This is a genomic window from Streptomyces sp. 6-11-2 (assembly GCF_006540305.1).
Lineage (GTDB): Bacteria > Actinomycetota > Actinomycetes > Streptomycetales > Streptomycetaceae > Streptomyces.
On the sequence record NZ_BJOR01000001.1, the window covers coordinates 3,012,188 to 3,031,074 of the forward strand.

The 18,887-nt window shown below is 73.5% G+C and carries 12 protein-coding genes; 7 read left to right on the plus strand and 5 right to left on the minus strand.

Annotated features, from left to right (window positions below; translation table 11 throughout):
* Positions 1-172: 172 nt before the first annotated feature.
* Both TNCT6_RS12930 and TNCT6_RS12935 read right to left on the minus strand, forming a co-directional pair.
* On the minus strand, positions 173-1,948 hold the full coding sequence (locus tag TNCT6_RS12930) for a DEAD/DEAH box helicase (protein WP_141359513.1): 1,776 nt from the start codon (positions 1,946-1,948) through the stop codon (positions 173-175).
* A 91-nt stretch (positions 1,949-2,039) separates the two neighbouring features.
* The gene (locus TNCT6_RS12935) at positions 2,040-2,243 is read right to left on the minus strand and encodes a cold-shock protein (protein WP_023544341.1); all 204 of its coding nucleotides are present in this window, start codon (positions 2,241-2,243) and stop codon (positions 2,040-2,042) included.
* 412 nt (positions 2,244-2,655) lie between these two features.
* Here TNCT6_RS12935 and TNCT6_RS12940 point away from each other — a divergent pair, with 412 nt between their 5' ends.
* The 4 genes from TNCT6_RS12940 (at position 2,656) to fxsT (ending at position 11,482) form a co-directional block, all read left to right on the plus strand.
* A complete protein-coding gene (locus TNCT6_RS12940) occupies positions 2,656-3,645 on the plus strand; it encodes a trypsin-like peptidase domain-containing protein (RefSeq protein ID WP_253266405.1) in 990 nt (329 codons plus the stop codon).
* The gene (locus TNCT6_RS12945; protein ID WP_141359515.1) at positions 3,642-5,288 is read left to right on the plus strand and encodes a hypothetical protein; all 1,647 of its coding nucleotides are present in this window, start codon (positions 3,642-3,644) and stop codon (positions 5,286-5,288) included. Before TNCT6_RS12940 ends, TNCT6_RS12945 begins: the two co-directional genes overlap by 4 nt.
* Before the next feature lie 105 nt (positions 5,289-5,393).
* A complete protein-coding gene (locus tag TNCT6_RS12950) occupies positions 5,394-6,557 on the plus strand; it encodes an AAA family ATPase (protein WP_253266090.1) in 1,164 nt (387 codons plus the stop codon).
* Complete coding sequence (gene fxsT / locus TNCT6_RS12955) at positions 6,554-11,482, plus strand: FxSxx-COOH system tetratricopeptide repeat protein (RefSeq protein ID WP_253266091.1); 4,929 nt, start codon at positions 6,554-6,556, stop codon at positions 11,480-11,482. Before TNCT6_RS12950 ends, fxsT begins: the two co-directional genes overlap by 4 nt.
* Before the next feature lie 99 nt (positions 11,483-11,581).
* Here the strand turns inward: fxsT and TNCT6_RS12960 are convergent, their stop codons facing one another.
* Positions 11,582-13,483, minus strand: a complete 1,902-nt coding sequence (locus tag TNCT6_RS12960; protein ID WP_172632888.1) for an HEXXH motif-containing putative peptide modification protein — start codon at positions 13,481-13,483, stop codon at positions 11,582-11,584.
* 354 nt (positions 13,484-13,837) lie between these two features.
* Here TNCT6_RS12960 and TNCT6_RS12965 point away from each other — a divergent pair, with 354 nt between their 5' ends.
* The 3 genes from TNCT6_RS12965 (at position 13,838) to TNCT6_RS12975 (ending at position 16,622) form a co-directional block, all read left to right on the plus strand.
* Positions 13,838-14,170, plus strand: a complete 333-nt coding sequence (locus tag TNCT6_RS12965) for a CU044_2847 family protein (protein WP_141359518.1) — start codon at positions 13,838-13,840, stop codon at positions 14,168-14,170.
* A gap of 74 nt (positions 14,171-14,244) precedes the next feature.
* Positions 14,245-14,571, plus strand: a complete 327-nt coding sequence (locus TNCT6_RS12970) for a hypothetical protein (protein WP_141359519.1) — start codon at positions 14,245-14,247, stop codon at positions 14,569-14,571.
* A 224-nt stretch (positions 14,572-14,795) separates the two neighbouring features.
* On the plus strand, positions 14,796-16,622 hold the full coding sequence (locus tag TNCT6_RS12975; protein ID WP_141359520.1) for a phosphatidylglycerol lysyltransferase domain-containing protein: 1,827 nt from the start codon (positions 14,796-14,798) through the stop codon (positions 16,620-16,622).
* A gap of 44 nt (positions 16,623-16,666) precedes the next feature.
* Here TNCT6_RS12975 and TNCT6_RS12980 read toward each other — a convergent pair whose 3' ends face one another.
* Together TNCT6_RS12980 and TNCT6_RS12985 are read right to left on the minus strand one after the other, a co-directional pair.
* Entirely contained in the window at positions 16,667-18,151 is a 1,485-nt protein-coding gene (locus tag TNCT6_RS12980; protein WP_141359521.1) for a HAMP domain-containing sensor histidine kinase, read from the minus strand.
* The gene (locus tag TNCT6_RS12985; protein ID WP_141366376.1) at positions 18,152-18,868 is read right to left on the minus strand and encodes a response regulator transcription factor; all 717 of its coding nucleotides are present in this window, start codon (positions 18,866-18,868) and stop codon (positions 18,152-18,154) included.
* Positions 18,869-18,887: the final 19 nt, after the last annotated feature.

An 18,887-nucleotide genomic window follows, 5' to 3' on the forward strand; every position in this document is an offset into this window, starting at 1 on the left:
GGGCACCTCCCACGCCCTTCAGGCAGTGGGGGAGCCTCGCAAGGCGGAGCATCACCCGCGTACTGGATGTACTCGGGTGATGCGACAACGCGGCGTGGGGGTACCCCCGGCCGAAGGCTGGGGGAGTGCCGTGCCGGCCGTCGCGAGCCGGTGAACCTTTCCGGTCACAGCACTAGGTGGCGGAGCCACGACGGTCGGAGCCGCGTCCGCCCGCGCCGGAAGAGCCACGGCCGCCCGTGCTGGAGGAGCCGCGTGTGGCTCCTCCGGGCGCCGGGCGGCGGCCCGGGACACGGGCTGAGTTGCCGGAGGCGGAGCCGGTCGCGGACCGGCGGTCGGAACCGCGGCCGCCCGTGCCGGCGGCACCGCCCTTGGCCCCGCCGGATCCCGACCGGCCGGCGGCACCGGCCCCGCCTGATCCCGCTCGGCGGGCGGAACCGCGGCCGCCGGAGGCGGAGGTGCCGGCAGCCGTACCGGCCGCTGCCGCCCCGGCCGGGGCACGGCGGTTGCGGGCGCCCGGGTCGGTGGCGGCGCCGGTCACCGGGCCGGTTCCGCCGCTGTTGCGGCGTCGGCGGCCGGAGCGCCGGCCGGGCTCGGTGCCGGTCTTGCGGGCCGGGCGGGACGCCGTCGGTGGCGTGGGCTGGGGTACCTCGATGGTGACGGCCACCCCGGAGGGCTCGCGGGCTCCGGTGAGGGTGGCGAGTTCCTCGTCGTTCGACTTGACGCTCGCCGTCCGGGGACGGATGCCCGCGTCCGACATGAGCCGGGTGACGTCCCGCCTCTGGTCGGGCAGGACCAGCGTGACCACGCTGCCGGAGCCGCCGGCGCGAGCCGTGCGGCCGCCCCGGTGGAGGTAGTCCTTGTGGTCGGTGGGGGGATCGACGTTCACCACGAGGTCGAGGTCGTCGACGTGTATGCCCCGGGCCGCGACGTTCGTCGCCACCAACGCGGTGACCTGGCCGTTCTTGAACTGTTCCAGGGTGCGGTTGCGCTGCGGCTGGGAGCGGCCCCCGTGCAGTGCCGCCGCGCGGACACCGACGGCGAGGAGACGCTTGGCGAGCCGGTCTGCGGACCTCTTGGTGTCGAGGAAGAGGATGACGCGGCCGTCACGCGCCGCGATGCGCGTGGTGACCGCCTTCTTGTCGGTCTCGTCCTGGACGTGGAGCACATGGTGCTCCATGGTGGTCACCGCTCCCGCGGACGGGTCCACGGAGTGCACCACCGGGTCGGTCAGGAACCGCTGCACCAGGCGGTCGATGTTGCGGTCCAGGGTGGCCGAGAAGAGCATGCGCTGTCCGTCGGGCCGCACCTGCTGGATCAGCTTGGTGATCTGCGGCAGGAAGCCCATGTCGGTCATCTGGTCGGCTTCGTCCAGCACCGTGATGCGTACGCCGTCGAGCACGCAGTCCCCGCGTTCCACGAGGTCGTTGAGCCTGCCGGGAGTCGCCACGAGTACCTCGGCGCCGCGCCGGAGCGCACCGGCCTGCTTGGTGATGGACAGCCCGCCGACCACCGTGGCCAGCCGGAGGTTCACCGCCGTCGCGTACGGGGTCAGCGCGTCCGCCACCTGCTGGGCGAGTTCACGGGTGGGCACCAGCACGAGGGCGAGGGGCGCCTTGGGCTCCGCGCGCAGTCCGGCCGTGCGGGCCAGGAGCGCCAGCCCGAACGCGAGGGTCTTGCCGGAGCCGGTACGACCCCGTCCCAGCAGGTCACGACCGGCGAGGGAGTTCGGGAGCGTGGCGGCCTGGATGGGGAAGGGCGCGGTCACGCCCTGCGCGGTGAGGGTGTTCAGCAGCCCCGCGGGCATGTCCAGACCGGCGAAGTCCTCAACGGGGGGAAGAGCGGGCGTCGTACTTTCCGGCAGCCGGAATTCCCTCGGCGACGACGGCGACGAGGACGACGGGCGGGACGAGGCGCGCCGGTTGTTCGGCTTCTGGGGTCTGCGGGACATGCGGTGGGTGGTCTGCCTTCCTCGAAACAGCACAAACCGGGGTCCGCACCATGTCGGTGCCGACCCCGGTGAGCAGATACGCGCCCGGCGATCAGGCGGGGACGATGTTCTCCGCCTGCGGGCCCTTCTGGCCCTGCGTGACGTCGAAGGAGACCCGCTGGCCCTCCTGGAGCTCACGGAAGCCCTGGGTCGCGATGTTCGAGTAGTGGGCGAAGACGTCGGGGCCGCCGCCGTCCTGCTGGATGAAGCCGAAACCCTTTTCGGCGTTGAACCACTTCACGGTTCCCTGTGCCATGACTTTCTCCTTCTGTAGGCAGAGGCCCCATCCGGAGATGCCGGAAAACAAATAATGCGCCTGTAGGAGAAACATTCCCGTCAGGCGCACATAGGTTCATGGGTACCACAACTGCAACGCCAAAACCCTAGCACAGTCCGGCGGACCCGTGCCGGATGGGCGAGCGCGCCATGGGAGTGCCGGGGTGTGATGCGGGCAGGAGACGGTTGACGGATCCGGGTGTGCGCCCCCTTGTGACGCCGCGCGCCCGCCCGTGAACCGATGATTCGCCCAAGGCGCAACCGGTAAAGCTCCGGGATACGCATGACCCGTGTACCGGGCGCATGCGCTTCGTACGCTGGTTCACAGGTGGGCGCCGTCCGGTACGACGGCCGCACGCGGGGGAAGGGACGGGGCAGTGGTCAACGGGGAGATGACGGGCGCGTCGCCCTTGGGACGGGTACGCGTTCTGTCGGCGCGCGGGTCCGTGCACGGGGCCGGGGTTCTGGTACGGCCGGGCACCGTGCTGACCTGCGCGCACGTGGTGACGTCGGCCCTCGGGGCGGCCGGCGGGCAAGCCGGGGGCGTGCCTCGGGGGTCCGTCGTCGTGGACGTTCCGGGGCGGCCGGACGCCGAGGCCGGCGAGGCCACCGTCGTGCCGGACGGATGGTTTCCCGGTCCGCTGGCCGGCGGGTCGGACGGGGATCTCGCCGTCCTGAGCACGGACTGGTCGCCACCCGCCCACGTGCTTCCGGCGCGGCTCGGCCCGTGCGGGGAGCCCGACCGGCGCGAGGTCGGCGTGTACGGCCACCCGGCCGGGGCGCCCGACGGCCTGTGGTCCTTAGCCCGTCTGACCGGGCGCGGCGGGCCGCACCGGGACTGGATCCAGCTGGAGGGACTCGGCACGACGGGCGTCCCGGTGGAACGCGGGTTCAGCGGAGCCGGCGTATGGGATCCGGCGGCGCGGCGGGTCGTCGGCCTGGTCACCGCCGCCTACACCGACCGGCAGGCCAAGGTGGCCTGGATGCTCCCGCTGGAGTCGGCGGCCCGCCTGTGGCCGGCGATCGCCCCGGCCCTCGTGCCGCCCCGGTCGCCCGCGCCGCGGAGGTCCCCCGAACCGCCGTCCGACAAGAGCCAGTTCGCCCTGGCCGACGCCCTGCTGAACGTGCCTCAGGTCGAGGACGACGACGCGGCGGCGCTGCGCCGCCTGCTGCCGGCCCCCATCCGCCGCGCCGTCCGCACCAGCCCGCGCCCCCGGCTCCAGCTCTTCTACGTCGTCCAGGCCTGCGCCGACCACCGCGACGGCAGGCAGGCCCTGGTCGACGCCCTGCGGCTGCTGGACGGCGACTCGGCGCCCGCGGGTGCCGTGCTGGAACTCATCGACGAACTGTGGCCCACCACCGCGGGGGGTGAGGCTCCGTGACGCTCGCCCAGGGGGCCTGGGGGCCGCCCAAAGTGCTGCTCGACGCGCTGGACGCCGTCCCGTGCTTCGAGGAGTCCGGACTGCTGCAGGAGTGCGCCCGCCAGGTGGGCCGCGCGCTGGGGGTCACGATCGCCCTGCCCGACAGCAGCCGGCGGCGGTTCTCGCTGCTGATCCTGCTCAGGGAGGTGATGCCGTATCCGGACGGCATCCAGGTGCTGGGCAGCGTGGTCTCGACGCTGGAGGGCGAGACCCGGCACATGGGCCGGGTGCGCACCGCCATCGCGCTCGCGGAGGTGCCGCTCTTCCCGCCGCAGAGCTGGGAACGGCTGATGTCCCTGCTCAGCGGTCTGGAGGTGCTGGACGTCCCGGGCATCTTCCGGGAGGCCCTGGGGCGCCCGGATCCGCTGCCGGTCCACTGCGCGGAGCCGTGGTCGGCGGTGCTGCACGCGGCGACGTTCAACGCCCGCCCCGGCGAACCGCTGCCCTGCGTCCTGCTGGTCGAGCACCTCGCGCACTACGCCAAGGGCCAACAGCAGCACGACCTGTTCGAGTGGGTGGAGGAGCACCTGATCCGCCCCGACATGTATCCCGGTGCGCCGGCCGCGCACCCGGTCGGGGCCGGCGCGCAGACCACGGCCGCCTCCGCCGCCCCGGCCAGGGCGAGTGCCGCCGCGGTGCCCGTAGCCGCCCGGGTCGGCGGCGATCTGCCGGCCGGCGCGGGCAGCTCCCCCGTGGCCACGGACGTGACCACCCGCCCCGCCCGCGTGCCGGCCGCCGCCTCCGTCCCGCTGCCGGAGGACGACGCCGCGGACGCCGTCTGGGCGCCCGGCGCCTGCCTGCTGGTCCGGCTGCGCCCCCTGCCCGACCCCGATCACAGCGAGGAGCGGCTCCTGTCGTACTGGTGGCAGATCGACGGACCGGAGCCGTACCCGGTGCGCGGCGGGGACGTGCGCGTCGATCTGGCCGATCTGCCCGAGCGGGTGAAGACGCTGGTGGAGGAGGCGGAGACGGGCTGGGCCTACTTCTGGAAGGAGGACCTGACCCTGGAGTTCCTGCTGCCCAGGGACCTGCTGGACCTGCCGGTCGAGAGATGGGCGAAACAGGGCTTCCACGGCGCGGACGGCGCCCTCGGGGAGGACCACCCGGTGGTATTGCGCAGCCTCGAAAGGATGGAACGCGCGGACACGCATGGACGCTGGGCCAAACGCTGGGACGCCCTGGTGACCGCCTGCGGAGGGCCCGTGCACTGGTTCCCCGACGAGGGCCGCGCCCATCTGCTCACCGAGCCGCAGCCGGTGATGGTGGTCCTCAGCGATCCGCCCGGGGGCGGCGGCGACGGGGGCCCCGGGGTCGATGAGCTGGGTGAGTCCCTGCGGGCGGGTGTGCCGATCGTCGTCTGGGACCGGCGCGGGGGAGTCGATCCAGCCTTTCGGGACGAATTGCGGGAACTCTCCTCCCGCAAGGGCATACACCGACTACCCGACGCTCTCAGGTCGTTGCGCATAGAGGCCGGGGGCGAGGATCCTGCTGGGGGCGGCTCCTCTACGCTCGGTCGCCACGCAGCTTTGCTCTGGGACGACCCGTACCGCCTACCGAGCGGTCGGTCAGACGCGGCGGATTCATCCGCGCAGGGGGGAGGGTAGGACGAGATGCTTCCCGAGGACGGCGCATCCGGGGGGACGCGTCCGAACGGCGACCGGGTGGCGGGGGATCCACCGCGGCCGCACGCGAACGGCACCGCGGGCCCCGTGCCCGACGGTGCGGTGCGGGGCGCCTCCGACCAACGGTGGTGGATCTACCGCGGTACGGGGCAGCCCCTGTACGACACCAGCCTCGACGAACTCCTGCCGCCCCCGCCGCCCTGGCGCCGGTTCACCGGCGGTCCCGTGGTCGACCCGCCCCCGGCGGACGACGAGGAGATCGAGCGCCGGCTGGGCCGCGTCTCGGCGTTATCCACGGGTCCCGACCAGCTCAGGCGCGAGGCCGACATGGTCAACGCGGCCCTGCTGCTGCGCCGGCCGCTGCTCGTCACCGGCCGCCCCGGCACGGGGAAGTCGTCCCTCGCCTACCGCATCAGCCGGGAGCTGAAGCTGGGCCGCGTACTGCGCTGGCACATCACCAGCCGCACCACGCTGCGCTCCGGGCTCTACGAGTACGACGCGATCGGCCGGGTCCAGGACTCGGCGGCGTTACGCGCCGCGCACCGGCCGTACGCCACGGACGGCGCGACCGCCACGGACGGCGCGGGCCACGGCGCTCCGCAGGGCCGCACACCGGGCGAGGAAGGCCTTCCCGGGATCGGCGACTACCTCCAACTCGGCCCGCTCGGAACGGCGTTGCTGCCCTACAAGCTGCCTCGGGTGCTCCTGATCGACGAGTTGGACAAGAGCGACCAGGACCTCGCCAACGACCTGCTCGGCGTCTTCGAGGAAGGCCAGTACCCCGTCACCGAGCTGGTCCGGGCCCGGCGCCTGCACCCCAGGGTGACGGTGATGACCGACGATCCGCACCGCAGCGCCGAGATCGCCGACGGCGTCGTCAAGTGCCGGGCGTTCCCGATCGTGGTGATCACCTCCAACGGCGAGCGCGAGTTCCCACCCGCCTTCCTCCGCCGCTGTCTGCGGCTCCGGATGCCGGACCCGGACCGTTCGCAGCTGGTCGACATGATCACGGCCCATCTGAGGGAGGCGGCGCGGGGGTCGGCGAACTCCGCCCGGGCGGACGAGCTGGTCGACCGGTTCCTGCGCAACAGCCGGGAGCGGGGCGGCCTCGCCGTGGACCAGCTGCTCAACGCCGTGTTCCTGGCCACCTCGGGCCGTTTCCCCGGCGAGGACGAGGAGTCGCTGGAGCACCTCGTGGACGCGCTGTGGCACCGGCTCGACGGAGCGGGGGCGGAAACGAGGGCCGGATGACAGTGTCCCCCGGAACCCCCGCCCCACCCGACCGGCCGGAGGGGGGAAGCCGGGCTGCCCTGGACCGGGAGCTGCCGACCTGGACGGAACTGGCCGACGCGTTGTACCTGGCGGCCTGTCAGGACGCGGCCGTACCGCTGTTCGACGTGCCCGGCCGCGAGGCCCGGGAGCGCGGCGAGCGGTCCCGCCGGGAGAACCGTCCCAGCGAACGGCCGCCCCCGTGGGAGCGCCACGGCTCCCCCGGGCCCGTCGCCTCCCGGCCGCCCGGGGACCCCGGCGGCGACCCGGCCGCGGGATCCGCCACGCCCGAGGACCGGGACGGCACGCCCCCGGACCCCGAGGGCGGCATGGGCGACCGTCACCGGGCCGGCGAGACCCCGGCTCCGGGCGACTCCCGCACACCCGACGACGACTCCCGCACCGCCGACCACGATTCCCGCCCGCCCGGCGACGATTCCCGCCCGCCCGAGGCGCAGGACGACGGCCACGGCCTCGGGTCCGACGACGAACTGCTCCTGCTGGAAGAGGGGCTGACCACCCTGACGGACGCTGCCCGCCCGCTCTTCGCCACGCTCCCCGCGGCGAGGCCGGCCGGTCCGCGGACCCGCCCCGCACCGCACTCGGACGAGTGGCCCACCGAGCAGGCCGGCTGGCCCGCGTCCCCCCGGCTGGCCGACTCCCTGGCTCTGGGCAGATCGCTGCGCCCGCTGCGCCTGTTCCTCGCCTCGCCCCACGAGCTGGAGCTGGACGAGGAGGCGACCGCCGAGCAGGCGGCGCTGGCCGGAGTGTGGACACCGGTGTGCCGGCCGGTCCCGGAGCGGCGGCTGGACCTGCTGCTGCTGGTGGACGACAGTCCCTCGATGGCCCTGTGGTCGCACACGGCACGGCAGATCGCCGAGCTGATGGAGCAGACGGCGGCCTTCCGCACCGTACGGCGGGTCCGCTGGGACCCGGACGGCTGCGACGCGGCGACGGCGGGCCTCGCGGCGGCCGAACTGCACCCGAGCGAACGGCAGTTGGTGCTGGTCGTCACCGACGGCGGCCACAGCGCCTGGCGCACCGGCCGGGCGGCCGCGCTGCTGCACGGGCTGGGCCGGCACTCCCCCGTCGCCGTACTGAGCCTGCTGCCCCAGCACCTGTGGGACCTGACGCTGCCCACGGTCACCCGGACCCGTCTGCGGGCACCCGCCCCCGCCGCACCCAACCGCTCCTACGACGCGGAGTGGAAGCACCCGCACGCGGACCCGCTGGGCCCCGAGCCGGAGTTCGCGCCGCACCCCGGCCTGGGGACCGCGATCCCGGTGCCGGTCGTCGAGCTGCGGCCGACGTCGCTGGCCCGCTGGGCCCGGCTGGTGGCCGCGGCGGGCAGCGGCGAATGGCACGGGCTGGCCGCGCTGTGGACCGCGCCGGACCGGGACCTGCGCTCGGCGGTGATCGGCCCGGTCCCCGAGCGGCTCGCCACCATCGTGGCGGAGCCTCCGCACCCCGGACATCAGCGGACGGCGCCACACCGCACGGACCCGCCCCGTCCCACGGAACCGCGGCGGGCCGGCGCCGGCGCGGACGAGTCGCCCGCCGTCCGGCGGGCCAGGCGGGCCGCCACCACGGTGCGCCGGTTCCGCGCCACCGCCTCCCCGGCGGCGTACGCCCTCGCCCAGCGCCTGGCCGCGGCCCCCCTGAACCTCCCCGTGATGCGGCTGCTCCAACAGGCCCAGCCCGGCGCGAGATTCTGGAACCTGGCCGAAATCGTGCTGCTGGGCCTGGTGCGCCGCACCGACGACACCGCGGACGTCGAGGACCCCCACCGGGTGTCCTTCGACTTCGCGGAAGGCGTACGGGAGGAACTGCTCGCCCTCGGCAGCCGGGCCGGGACCATCCGGGCGCTGGACGAGGTCCGGCGCCATCTCGGACCGGTGCTGGAGGAGGTGTGGGGGGAGGGCGCGAGCGCGCTGGTCGCCCCGGAGGGGGATCCGGCGGACCCCCCGATGACGGAGCAGACCCGCCCGTTCGTCAGCCACCTGTACACGGCGCTGTGCGCGGTGTCCGGACCCTACCTCGCTCGTGCCAACCACCTGGGCCGGCTGCTCCAGCGCACGGCCGTCCCCCACCAGGCCGGAAAGGCCGCCGCCGACACAGCGCCCATACCAGGACACAAGCGGCCATCAGGGTATTCATCCGTAGAAATGCGATCAGAATTGAACATTGCGCCCACCGACGCGCTACATTACGGGCCGCGAACGCCTCAAGCCCCGCAACCGGCGAACGCCCCGCAACCGGCGGGGAATTCACCCGCGGAACCGTCGTCCGCCCCCGTTCCGCCCACCCAGCCCAGTTCCTCCCCCACCCCCTCCCCCGCGCCCGCGTCCGCGCCCGCGCGTCCACGACAAGGAGGCATCGCCGTGACTGCCGGTCTGCCCGTTGCCACGGGCCCGCGAAGCCCGCACGACCCGCCCCGCATCTGGGGGAACGTACCGCAGCGGAACCGGAACTTCACGGGGCGCGAGACTCTGCTCGAACGGCTCCAGGAACGGCTGAGCAGCGGTGTCACCGCGGTCCTGCCGGAGGCCCTGCACGGCATGGGCGGTGTCGGCAAGTCGCAGATCGCCATCGAGTACGTCTACCGGCACAGCCGGGACTACCGGCTCATCTGGTGGATCCCGTCCGAGCAGGAGAACCAGATCGTCCAGTCGCTGATCGAACTGGGCGAGCAGATGGGCCTCCAGGCGGGTTCCGAGATGAGCGCGGTGCCCGCGGTGCTCGACGCCCTGCGCCGGGGCGAGCCGTACCGCGACTGGCTGCTGGTGTTCGACAACGCGGAGAACCCCAAGGAGGCGCGCAAGTACTTCCCCAGCGACGGGCCCGGACGCATCGTCGTGACCTCCCGGAACTTCCAGTGGTCCACCGACGCCAGCTCGCTGGAGGTCGACGTGTTCGCACGCGACGAGAGCGTCGCCCTGCTGCGCCGCCGCAGCCCCCAGCTGCCCGACGACGCCGTGGACCACCTCGCCGCCGCCCTCGGCGACCTGCCGCTCGCGGTGGAACAGGCCGCGGTGTGGCTGGCCGAGACCGGTATGCCGGTGCAGCAGTACCTCGAGGTCTACGAGCGCAACTTCACCGAACTGATGCAGTCGGAGCCGCCCGGCGACTACCCGCTGTCGGTGGCGGCCGCCTGGAACGTCTCCCTCGGCCGGCTGCGCGAGACCCGCCCCGACGCCCTCCAGCTCCTCCAGGTCTGCGCCTTCTTCGCTCCCGAGCCCATCGAGTGGGACCTGTTCTCCGCGGTGCGCGGCGTCTCCGTCCCGCAGGAACTCCAGGCCGCCCTGGACGACCCGGTCAAACTGGGTCGGGCGGTCCGCGAGATCGGCCGGTACGCGCTGGCGCGGATCGACCACCGGCAGAACACGGTTCAGCTGCACCGACTGGTCCAGCGCGTGCTCGTCGAGCAGATGAACACGCAGGAGCGGGCGACGATGCGGCACGCGGCTCACCAACTGCTGGCGCACGCCGACCCCAGGAACCCGCAGCGTGCCAGCTACTGGCCGCGTTACTCCGCTCTCCTCACCCACGTGCGGGCGTCCAACGCGGTGGAGTGCGAGGAGCCGTGGACCCGCCGTCTGGTCCTGAACGAGGTGTGGTTCCTGCGCGCCCGCGGCGACCACGCGGCGGCCCTCGAACTGGGCGAGCGAGCCGCGCGGATCTGGCGCGGAACCCTGGGCGAGAACCACGAGGAGGTCCTCGCCATCGACCAGCAGATCGCCGAGGCGCTGCGCGAGCAGGGCACCCATCTGCGGCGGGCGTACGAGTTGCAGGCCGGGCTGGTAGAGCGGTACCGCACGGCCCTCGGCGGGGCGCACGAAAACACGCTGCAGGCGCAGAGCTTCATGGCCATCCACCACCGCAATCGCGGAAACTTCAACGAGGCGCGGGAAATGGACCAGCGCGTCTTCGAGACCAGTCTGCGGGAGTTCGGCGCGGACGACCCGGCAACCCTCCTCGCCGCCCACAACTACGCGGTGAGCCTGCGCCTGGCCGGTGACTCGGAAGCGGCCCGGAAACTCGACTACGACACCTGGCAGCGCAGGATCGAGGCCCTGGGCGAGGACCACATGTACACCTTGTCCACCCGCGAGACTCATCTGCTCGACCTTCAGGAGGTCGGCCGGTACGAGGAAGCGCTGGAGGGTTACGAGCTGCTGGCAGAGGAGATCACCGAGAAGCTGGGCGAGCGGCACCCCTTCACCGCACAGGTGAACCGCCACCTCTGTGTGACCCGCCGCAAGAAGGGCGATCACGAGGGTGCCTACGCGCTGTCCCGCCGGTACCTCGAACTGCTCGCCGAGATGCCCGGCACCGACAGCCGCCCCTACCTGCTGGCCGCGGCCAGCCACGCCAACGACCTCCGGCAGATCGGCAAGCTGCAGGAGGCGCGTACGTTGAGCGAGCAGGTGCTGGAGAAACACCGCAGCAGGTACGGCCGGGAGCACCCGCACAGCTACGCCTGCGCCATGAACCTCGCGGTCACCCTCAGGCTGCTCCAGCAGCCCGAGGCCGCGCTGGAACTGGACGACGAGGCGGTGGAGGGCCTGACCCGCGTGCTCGGCGCAGAGCACCCCCGGACGCTGCTGGCCCGGATGAACCTGGCCAGCGACCACTTCGCCCTGGGGCGCCCCGAGGAGGCGCATGCCCTGGACGAGGCCGTGGTGGAGGCGTCGGCGCGGCTGCGCGTGAGCCACCCGGCGAACCTGGCCATGGAACTCAACCTGAGCTACGACCTGAAGGCGCTGCGGCGGACGGAGGAGAGCGAGCGGCTGTACGCGCGGGCCCTGGAGCGGTACCGCACAGTCCTGGGCCCCTCCCACCCCGCGACGCTCGACGCCGAGAAGGGCCTCAGGGCCAACGCCGACATCGACCTGCTGCTGCTCTAGGTGTATTCGGCCGGGAGGTCGGTGACACGCCTCCCGGCCGAGTACATCCGGACCACCGCGGTGCAGGCGGCCGTCGCGGAGGTCGTCCTGCCACGGCCGTCATCCGCTGTCCGCGGCGAGCCCCGCCCCGGCGGGGGCCGGTCGGGCCGGGCCCGGATCCGCCGCGGCGAGCCATGCGGCGAGTTCGTCGGCGGGCACGGCGCTCCCGGCGGCAGCGACGGCCCGGTGGGCGCCGACCACCACCTCGGGCCGACTCAGCAGCAGGGCCGCCCCCGGCGTGCCGGCGTGCTCGGGGAGCGCCAGGGCGGCTCCGATCCACGCCTCGGCGTCGTGCGGAATCCGCGCGGTCCACTCCGCGTAGCCGAGCGCGGCCGCGCCGGTGTCGCCTGCGATCACCGCGTACTCGGCCCGGCGCTCCGGGTCACCGTGCTTCTCCTCCCGCCGCCGGCGCGCGAACAGCTCCGGCGCCGACAGGCGGTACCGGACCAGCGGTCCGAACATGTCGAGTCGGATCAGGTCGTGCCGCGGCCGCAGGACCGGTGCCGGAAGCTCGGGCGCCTGCCGTCCGGCCGCCCAGGCTGCGGCCAGCCGCTGGGCCGCGGGCCGAGGGATCTCCAGGTGCCGGGCCCGCCACACGGCACGTCGGAGCGCGCAGTAGTGCCGGGCCAGTTCCCCCGGCCGGACCGGCACCTCGTCCTCCTGCCAGCGGCCGGCGATCGCTGCCATCTCGTCCACGACGATCCGCCCCGCCTCGGTCAGCGGGACGTCGTCCCTCAGTCCGGCGAGTGCCTCCCGCACCTGTTCCCTCAGCACGGCGAACTCGAAGGCGGCGCGTTCCGCCTCGGTCCCGCTCACATGGGCCCGGTGGGTGCGCCAGAACCGGGCAACCCCGAAGAACGCGAACACCCCGTGCAGCAGGCCGAGCAGCGGCCGGGGGTCGCTGCGCCACGGCGCGTAGTAGAGCCGGTCCGCACCGTCGCGTACCAGGGGCACCAGGCTGAGCAGGGCGTTGAGCTGCTGGTGCCGGGACTCGTGGACCAGCACTGAAGCGGTCTGGGTCGCGTCGTACGGCAGCGACAGGGTGACCGCGCCGAAGGCGTCCAGCGAGGAGGCGCTGGCCACCAGTCCGCCCCGCGCCGTCTGGAACGACCGCGGCACCAGCGTGCGGACCAGCGCCCGCAGCGCGACCGCGTCCCGCGGGCACTCCTCGTCCAGCAGGGCGTAGGCGTCGGCGAGCCGGTTCTCCCACAGCCGTAAGCGGCGCTCACCGGATCTGCCCGGCGACCTCGGGTACCGCGTGAAGTCCCGGTACGGCGTCACCGTGTCCAGCCACGGCGTGGCTGCGGCCCCGCCGGCAACATCACCGGCCTTCCGGCCGGGCACCACCCGTAGCGGACGCCACCCCGGCAGCGGCTCGGTCAGGGTGCCGGGCAGCCGCACTCGCGTGAGTTCCCCGGACACGACGACGCCCCGGCCCTCCACCCGTACCTCCGCCTCGGACCACCGGCGGCGGGACACCGGCCCCGCCACGCCCGCGCCGGGCAACCAGACCATGCCGCGGTGGGCGGGCACCCGCAGTACGGCGGACACCCCGGCGCGGGCGGCCGCGGCCGCGGCCAGCGCCTGGAACTGACCGAGATCGGCCCACAGCGGAGCCGAGGACAGTGCCGCGGCATCCGTGGCGCGGATCCGCCGCAGCAGACGCAGGGCCCAGGCCATGACGGTCGGATCGCCGAGCACGGTCTCGACCGCGCCGGGGTCCTGTCGCTGCGCCGCGCACAGCAGTTCCCAGGCCGCCCGCGCCGACGGAACGTCCCCGGGGTGCCGGGCGCGCGAGGCCGCCGTGTCGGCACGATCCAGCAACACCCGGAGGATCAGCAGTAGTTGGCTTCGCTGCGTGGAGCACAGCAGGTTCAGGTCCGCCTCGTTCGCGTTGCCCGCCGCTATGGCCCTGAGCGACCCCTCGGAGATCCGCAGGGCGTCCAGCGGCGCAGCGGTCACTGCCGCCACTGATCCGGCCGGCGCCCGCGGAGGAATTTCATCTCTTCGCTGTTGGACTCTCCCGCGATTCCGAAGGCCAGGCTCGCCCGGTACTCCGCCCGGCTCAACGCGCTTCGCAGCGCTGGATCGCCACGGGAATGCAGCTCCGCCAAAGAGATCCCGGATAGATCGACGAGGTCGGAACAGAAGTCCTTCGCAGACTCTGCCATACCGTGGTTCCCCCTGACGTGGTGGTTTGGCGGCTCGGGGTGCGCTTCCATGGTGGCTGCAATGGCCCGCCAGTGGAAGACGGCCGCAGGTCATACAGCGTGGGGCCGTGCGCGGGGCCGGACGAGGCATCAGGAGGCGGCGGACATGACGCGGTTGCTGCGGTTCCCGGCACAGGACGGTGACGGTTTCCTGGTCGTGGAGGTGGCGGAGGACGAACCGGGCGTGGTCGAGGTCTCCCGCGCGGGCGACGCGGTGGCCGACGCCGCGGCGTCGTTCGAGGAGGGCGTCGACCGGATCCGGAACGCGGCCGGGGCCGCGCTGCGACGGCTGCGGGACATGCCGAGCCCGCCCAGCGAGGTCGGCCTGGAGTTCGGGGTGCGGTTCAACGCCGAGCTGGGCGCGGTCATCGCCAAGTCGGAGGCGGAGGCGCATCTGAAGGTGACGATGACGTGGCGCTCGGACACGGCCGGTGACTGAACCGGTTTCCCTCCGGCAGCGGCCCTACGTACTGTAGGGGGTCGGCTCGCCATTCAACCACCGACGGGGGACCCATGCAGGAGGCACGTGGTACGGGGCGGCCCGGTGCTTCGCCCGGGAAGGACGCGCAGGGCGGGCTCGGTCCGACCGTCGTCCTGCTCGTCGTCAGCCTCACCGTCGCCGCTGTCGGGGTCTATCTGCTGTGCGGCTTCGGGCTGCACAGCCTCAACCCGCGGCCGCGGCTGTTCCGGGCCGGTTTCGCCACGGCCGGGGTGATCGTCGCCACGGTGGCGGCCGGCGCGGCGGTGGGCAACCTGGCCTGGCTGCTGACGGCGTCCCGCAGACGCGCGGCCGCTCCCGCCGAAGGCCGGCGCGCCCCCGCCTCGCTTCCCACCGAGTAGGCCCCGGGCCCGACCCGCCCCACCCCGCACCTTCGTTCCTTTTCCTTACCTTTTCCAGACGCTCGGCGGACAAGGGTCCGACGTATCCCGGTTACCCTACAGACCGTAGGGTCGGTGCCATCGCCATTGGCCGTACGACCGCCCACCCTCCGGCTGTCCCCTTTGTTCCCGCCGGTTCCGTCCCCGCCGGCTTCCCCGGCCCGCTCCGAGGTGACGTGTCACCCATGCCCGCACAGCAGTCGCTCCTCGTCCCCGCCCAGCGTGACGCCGGCGCCTCCCCCTCTCCCCCGCCGGGCCTGCGGCTACGGGCGCGGGCCGCGGCGGCCACCGTCTGGTACCTGCGGCTGCTCGCGGTGCTCAACATCGTCGCCGTGGTCTCCCTGCCGTTCCGCGAGGAGGTCCACGAACACAACGGCGGTGAGTTCTTCACGCCGTACCTGGCCACCGCCGGCCTGGTCTCGGCGGTGCTCGCGCTGTTCCTGGCCGTGGTGATGCGGCGCCGCAAACGCGCGGCCTGGGTGTTCAACCTGCTGCTCGCCGGGCCCCTGTTCGTCCTCTACGTCCTCGCGCTGACCCAGGACCGGTTCCACGACCACGTCTTCAACTGGGTCTCCGCCGCGCTCACCGGCCTCTTCGTGACCGCGCTGCTGATCGGCCGGCGCGAGTTCCACGCCGTCGGCGACCGCTCCAACCCGAGGCTCGCCCTCGCCGTCGGCGCCTGCGGCGTCCTGGTCAGCGCGGGCCTCGGCACCTGGCTGGTGGACGCCACCAACAGGGCGCACGGCGGCGCCTCCCTGACCGAGCGGATCGGCTACGTCCTGCTGCGCGGCGTCAGCGTCGGCCCGCTCGCCGACCGCGTCCCGGCCGTGCACGCGCCCCACTGGGTCGACATCACCATCAACCTCTCGATGGCGGCGACCTCCCTCCTCGTCCTGTACGCCTGCTTCCGCTCCCCCCGCGGCCGCGCCCTGCTCGGCGAGGAGGACGAGAAGCGGCTGCGCGCACTGCTCGGCGGACACGGCGAGCGGGACTCCCTCGGCTACTTCGCGCTCCGCCGCGACAAGGCCGCGATCTTCTCCCCCACCGGCAAGGCCGCCGTCACCTACCGCGTCGTCGGCGGGGTCAGCCTCGCCTCCGGGGACCCCATCGGCGACCCGGAGGCGTGGCCCGGCGCCATCGACGCCTGGCTGGCCGAGGCCCGCCGGCACGCCTGGACGCCCGCCGTGATGGGCGCGAGCGAGGAGGCCGGCACGATCTACGCCCGGCACGGCCTGGACGCCCTCGAACTGGGCGACGAGGCCGTCGTCGATGTCGCCGACTTCGGGCTGGAGGGGCGTGCCATGCGCGTCGTACGGCAGGCCCACAACCGGGTCCGCCGGGCCGGCTACACCGTCTGCGTCCGCCGGCACGAGGACATCCCCGACGAGGAGATGGCGCTGCTCGTCGAGCGCGCCGACGGCTGGCGCGACGGCGCCACCGAGCGCGGCTTCTCCATGGCGCTGGGACGGCTGGGCGATCCGGCCGACGGCCGCTGCGTGATGCTGGAGTGCCGGGACGCCGACGGGGTGCCGCGGGCGCTGCTGAGCTTCGTCCCGTGGGGCGAGCACGGGCTGTCGCTGGACCTGATGCGCCGCGACCGCGACGGCGAGAACGGCCTGATGGAATTCATGGTGGTCGAACTTCTGCTGCGCGCGGAGGAGTTCGGGGTGCGGCGGGTGTCGCTGAACTTCGCCATGTTCCGCTCGGTCTTCGAACGCGGGGCGCGGCTGGGCGCCGGGCCGGTGCTGCGGCTGTGGCGCTCGGTCCTCACCTTCTTCTCCCGCTGGTGGCAGATCGAGTCGCTGTACCGCGCCAACGCCAAGTACCGGCCGGTCTGGGAGCCCCGCTTCCTGCTGTTCGCCAAGAGCAGCGACATCCCACGCATCGGGATCGCCAGCGCCCGCGCCGAGGGCTTCCTTACCGCGCCCGCCCTGCCGTCCCTCGCCCGCCGCAAGGAGTCCCGGCCGGCCGGGGAGTACACCGACGCGTCCTCCTTCCGGTCGCAGCACTAGAGGGCGGATCCCGTCGCCGTCACGGCCCCGGGCGGTGTCCCGTCTCAGGTGCCGCGGCTCGGGTCCCGGCCCGGACCGCGGGATCCGGTCGCCGTTCCGCCCGTGTCGTGGTGGCCCCGTTCCGCGCCCGCGGTGAACCCGATCACCGATCCGCCGCCCTCGCGGCGGAAGGCGAACGGCGCGCCGCCGTGGGCCAGGGCCACCTCGCGGACGATGGACAGGCCGAGGCCGGAACCGGGCAGGGAGCGGGCGTCGGCGGCGCGGTAGAAGCGGTCGAAGACGCGTATCAGGTCGCCCGCGGCGATACCGGGCCCGCGGTCGAGGACCTCGACGCGGACCATGCCCGGCCGGGCGGGCCCGGCGACGGCGATCTCGATGGGCGCCCTGCCGCCGCGGTCGAACTTGGTGGCGTTCTCCACGAGGTTGGAGATGGCCCGCTGGAGCATGCCCGGCCGGCCCTGGATCGTGGTGTCGCCGCTGGAGCGGACCACGATGTCGCGTCCGCTGCGCCGGCGCGCCAGTCCCGCGACGTCCTCGGCGATGTCGGCGACGTCGACCCGCTGCACGGGCTCGGTGTCGGACTGCCCGGCCGCGAGGTCGACCAGTTCGTTGACCAGGTCGGTCAGCTCACGGGCCTCCTGGGTCAGGTCGGCGACCAGTTCCTCGCGGGTGGCGGGCGGGAGTTCGTCGATGCGACGCAGCAAGGAGATGTTCGTGCGCAGGGAGGTCAGCGGCGTACGCAGTTCGTGGCCCGCGTCCTGGACCAGGCGGCGCTGGTCCTCCTCGGACTGGGCGAGCCGGCCCAGCATGCGGTCGAAGGAGCGGCCGAGGCGGCCCACCTCGTCGTAGCCGGTGACGGGCACCTCGATGCCGAGCCTCCGGGTGCGGGCGACGCCCTCGGCGGCGGAGGTGAGGATCACCAGCCGGCGCGTGATGCGGCGGGCCAGCCACCAGCCGCACAGGCCGGCGGCGACCACCACGGCGCCCATCAGGATCAGCGTGCGCTGCTGGAGCGCGCGCAGCAGGTCCTCGGTGTCGCTGAACTCCTGGGCGACCTGCACGGCGCCGTGGCCCTTGCCGAGGGCGACGGTCGCGATCCGGTACACCTCGCCCTTGACGTGCACGTCCTTGTACTGGACGGCCTTGCCGGCCTTCGCGGCGGCGGCGACGGCCTTGTCCCCGGCGGTCACGGGCAGCGGCGGTGTGCCGTGGTCGACGATCTCGCCGTGCGCGCCGAGCACCTGCACGTTGGTGCGGTTGGGCCGGACCAGCTCGTGCCCGGGGCGGGAGGAGGTGAAGTCCGCGGGCATCAGCTGGTAGCGCCGTACCTCGTCCCGTACGTCCTGCACGACCTGGGTGAACACCGACTGCTGGTCCACCCGCACCAGCCGGGCGGCGGAGTTGTACGACAGGATGCCGACGAGGACGGTGACGGCGGCGGTCACCACGGCGAACGACACCGCGAACGTGGTCCGCAGCGACGACAGCCGGGGCCGCGGTCTGTCCAGCAGCCGCGCGAGGCGGCCCACTCAGTCCTCCCGGAGCACGTAGCCCACGCCTCGGACGGTGTGGATCAGCTGCGGCGCGTTCGGCTCGTCGAGCTTGCGGCGCAGGTAGCCGACGTAGACGGCGAGGTTCTTGGAGCCGGGGCCGAAGTCGTAGCCCCAGATCCGGTCGTAGATGGTGGAGTGGTCCAGCACGATCCCCGCGTTGCGGACGAGCAGTTCGAGGAGTTCGAACTCGGTGCGGGTCAGCTCCAGCTCGCGCGTGCCCCGCCACACCCGGCGGGCCTGGAGGTCCATGCGGATCCCGGCCGCCTCGATCTGCCGCTCGGGCGCCTGCGGCTCCTTCGCCGGTACGTCCCCCGCGCCGCCCGCGCCGACGCCGACCGGGCTGGTGCGGCGCAGCAGGGCGCGCAACCGGGCGAAGACCTCCTCGACGTCGAACGGCTTGACGACGTAGTCGTCGGCACCGGCGTCCAGGCCGGCGATCCGGTCGGCGGTCTCCACCAGGGCGGTGAGCATGAGGATCGGGGTGCGGTCGCCCTCGGCGCGCAGCACCCGGCAGACCTGGAGCCCGTCGATGCCCGGCATCATCACGTCGAGGACGAGGACGTCCGGCGGGCTCTTGTGGGCCTGGGCGAGTGCCTCGACGCCGTCGGCGACCGCCGTCACGTCGTAGCCCTCCAGTGTCAGGGCACGCTCCAGGGCGTGACGGATGGCACGGTCGTCTTCGGCGAGGAGCAGAGTCTGAGGCACCCGTCCA

Excerpts from the sequence above, each read along its gene's own strand:
- TNCT6_RS12930 (WP_141359513.1), bottom strand. The coding sequence starts at position 1,948 with ATGTCCCGCAGACCCCAGAAGCCGAACAACCGGCGCGCCTCGTCCCGC.
- TNCT6_RS12935 (WP_023544341.1), bottom strand. The coding sequence starts at position 2,243 with ATGGCACAGGGAACCGTGAAGTGGTTCAACGCCGAAAAGGGTTTCGGC.
- TNCT6_RS12940 (WP_253266405.1), top strand. The coding sequence starts at position 2,656 with ATGACGGGCGCGTCGCCCTTGGGACGGGTACGCGTTCTGTCGGCGCGC.
- fxsT (WP_253266091.1), top strand. The coding sequence starts at position 6,554 with ATGACAGTGTCCCCCGGAACCCCCGCCCCACCCGACCGGCCGGAGGGG.
- TNCT6_RS12965 (WP_141359518.1), top strand. The coding sequence starts at position 13,838 with ATGACGCGGTTGCTGCGGTTCCCGGCACAGGACGGTGACGGTTTCCTG.
- TNCT6_RS12970 (WP_141359519.1), top strand. The coding sequence starts at position 14,245 with ATGCAGGAGGCACGTGGTACGGGGCGGCCCGGTGCTTCGCCCGGGAAG.
- TNCT6_RS12975 (WP_141359520.1), top strand. The coding sequence starts at position 14,796 with ATGCCCGCACAGCAGTCGCTCCTCGTCCCCGCCCAGCGTGACGCCGGC.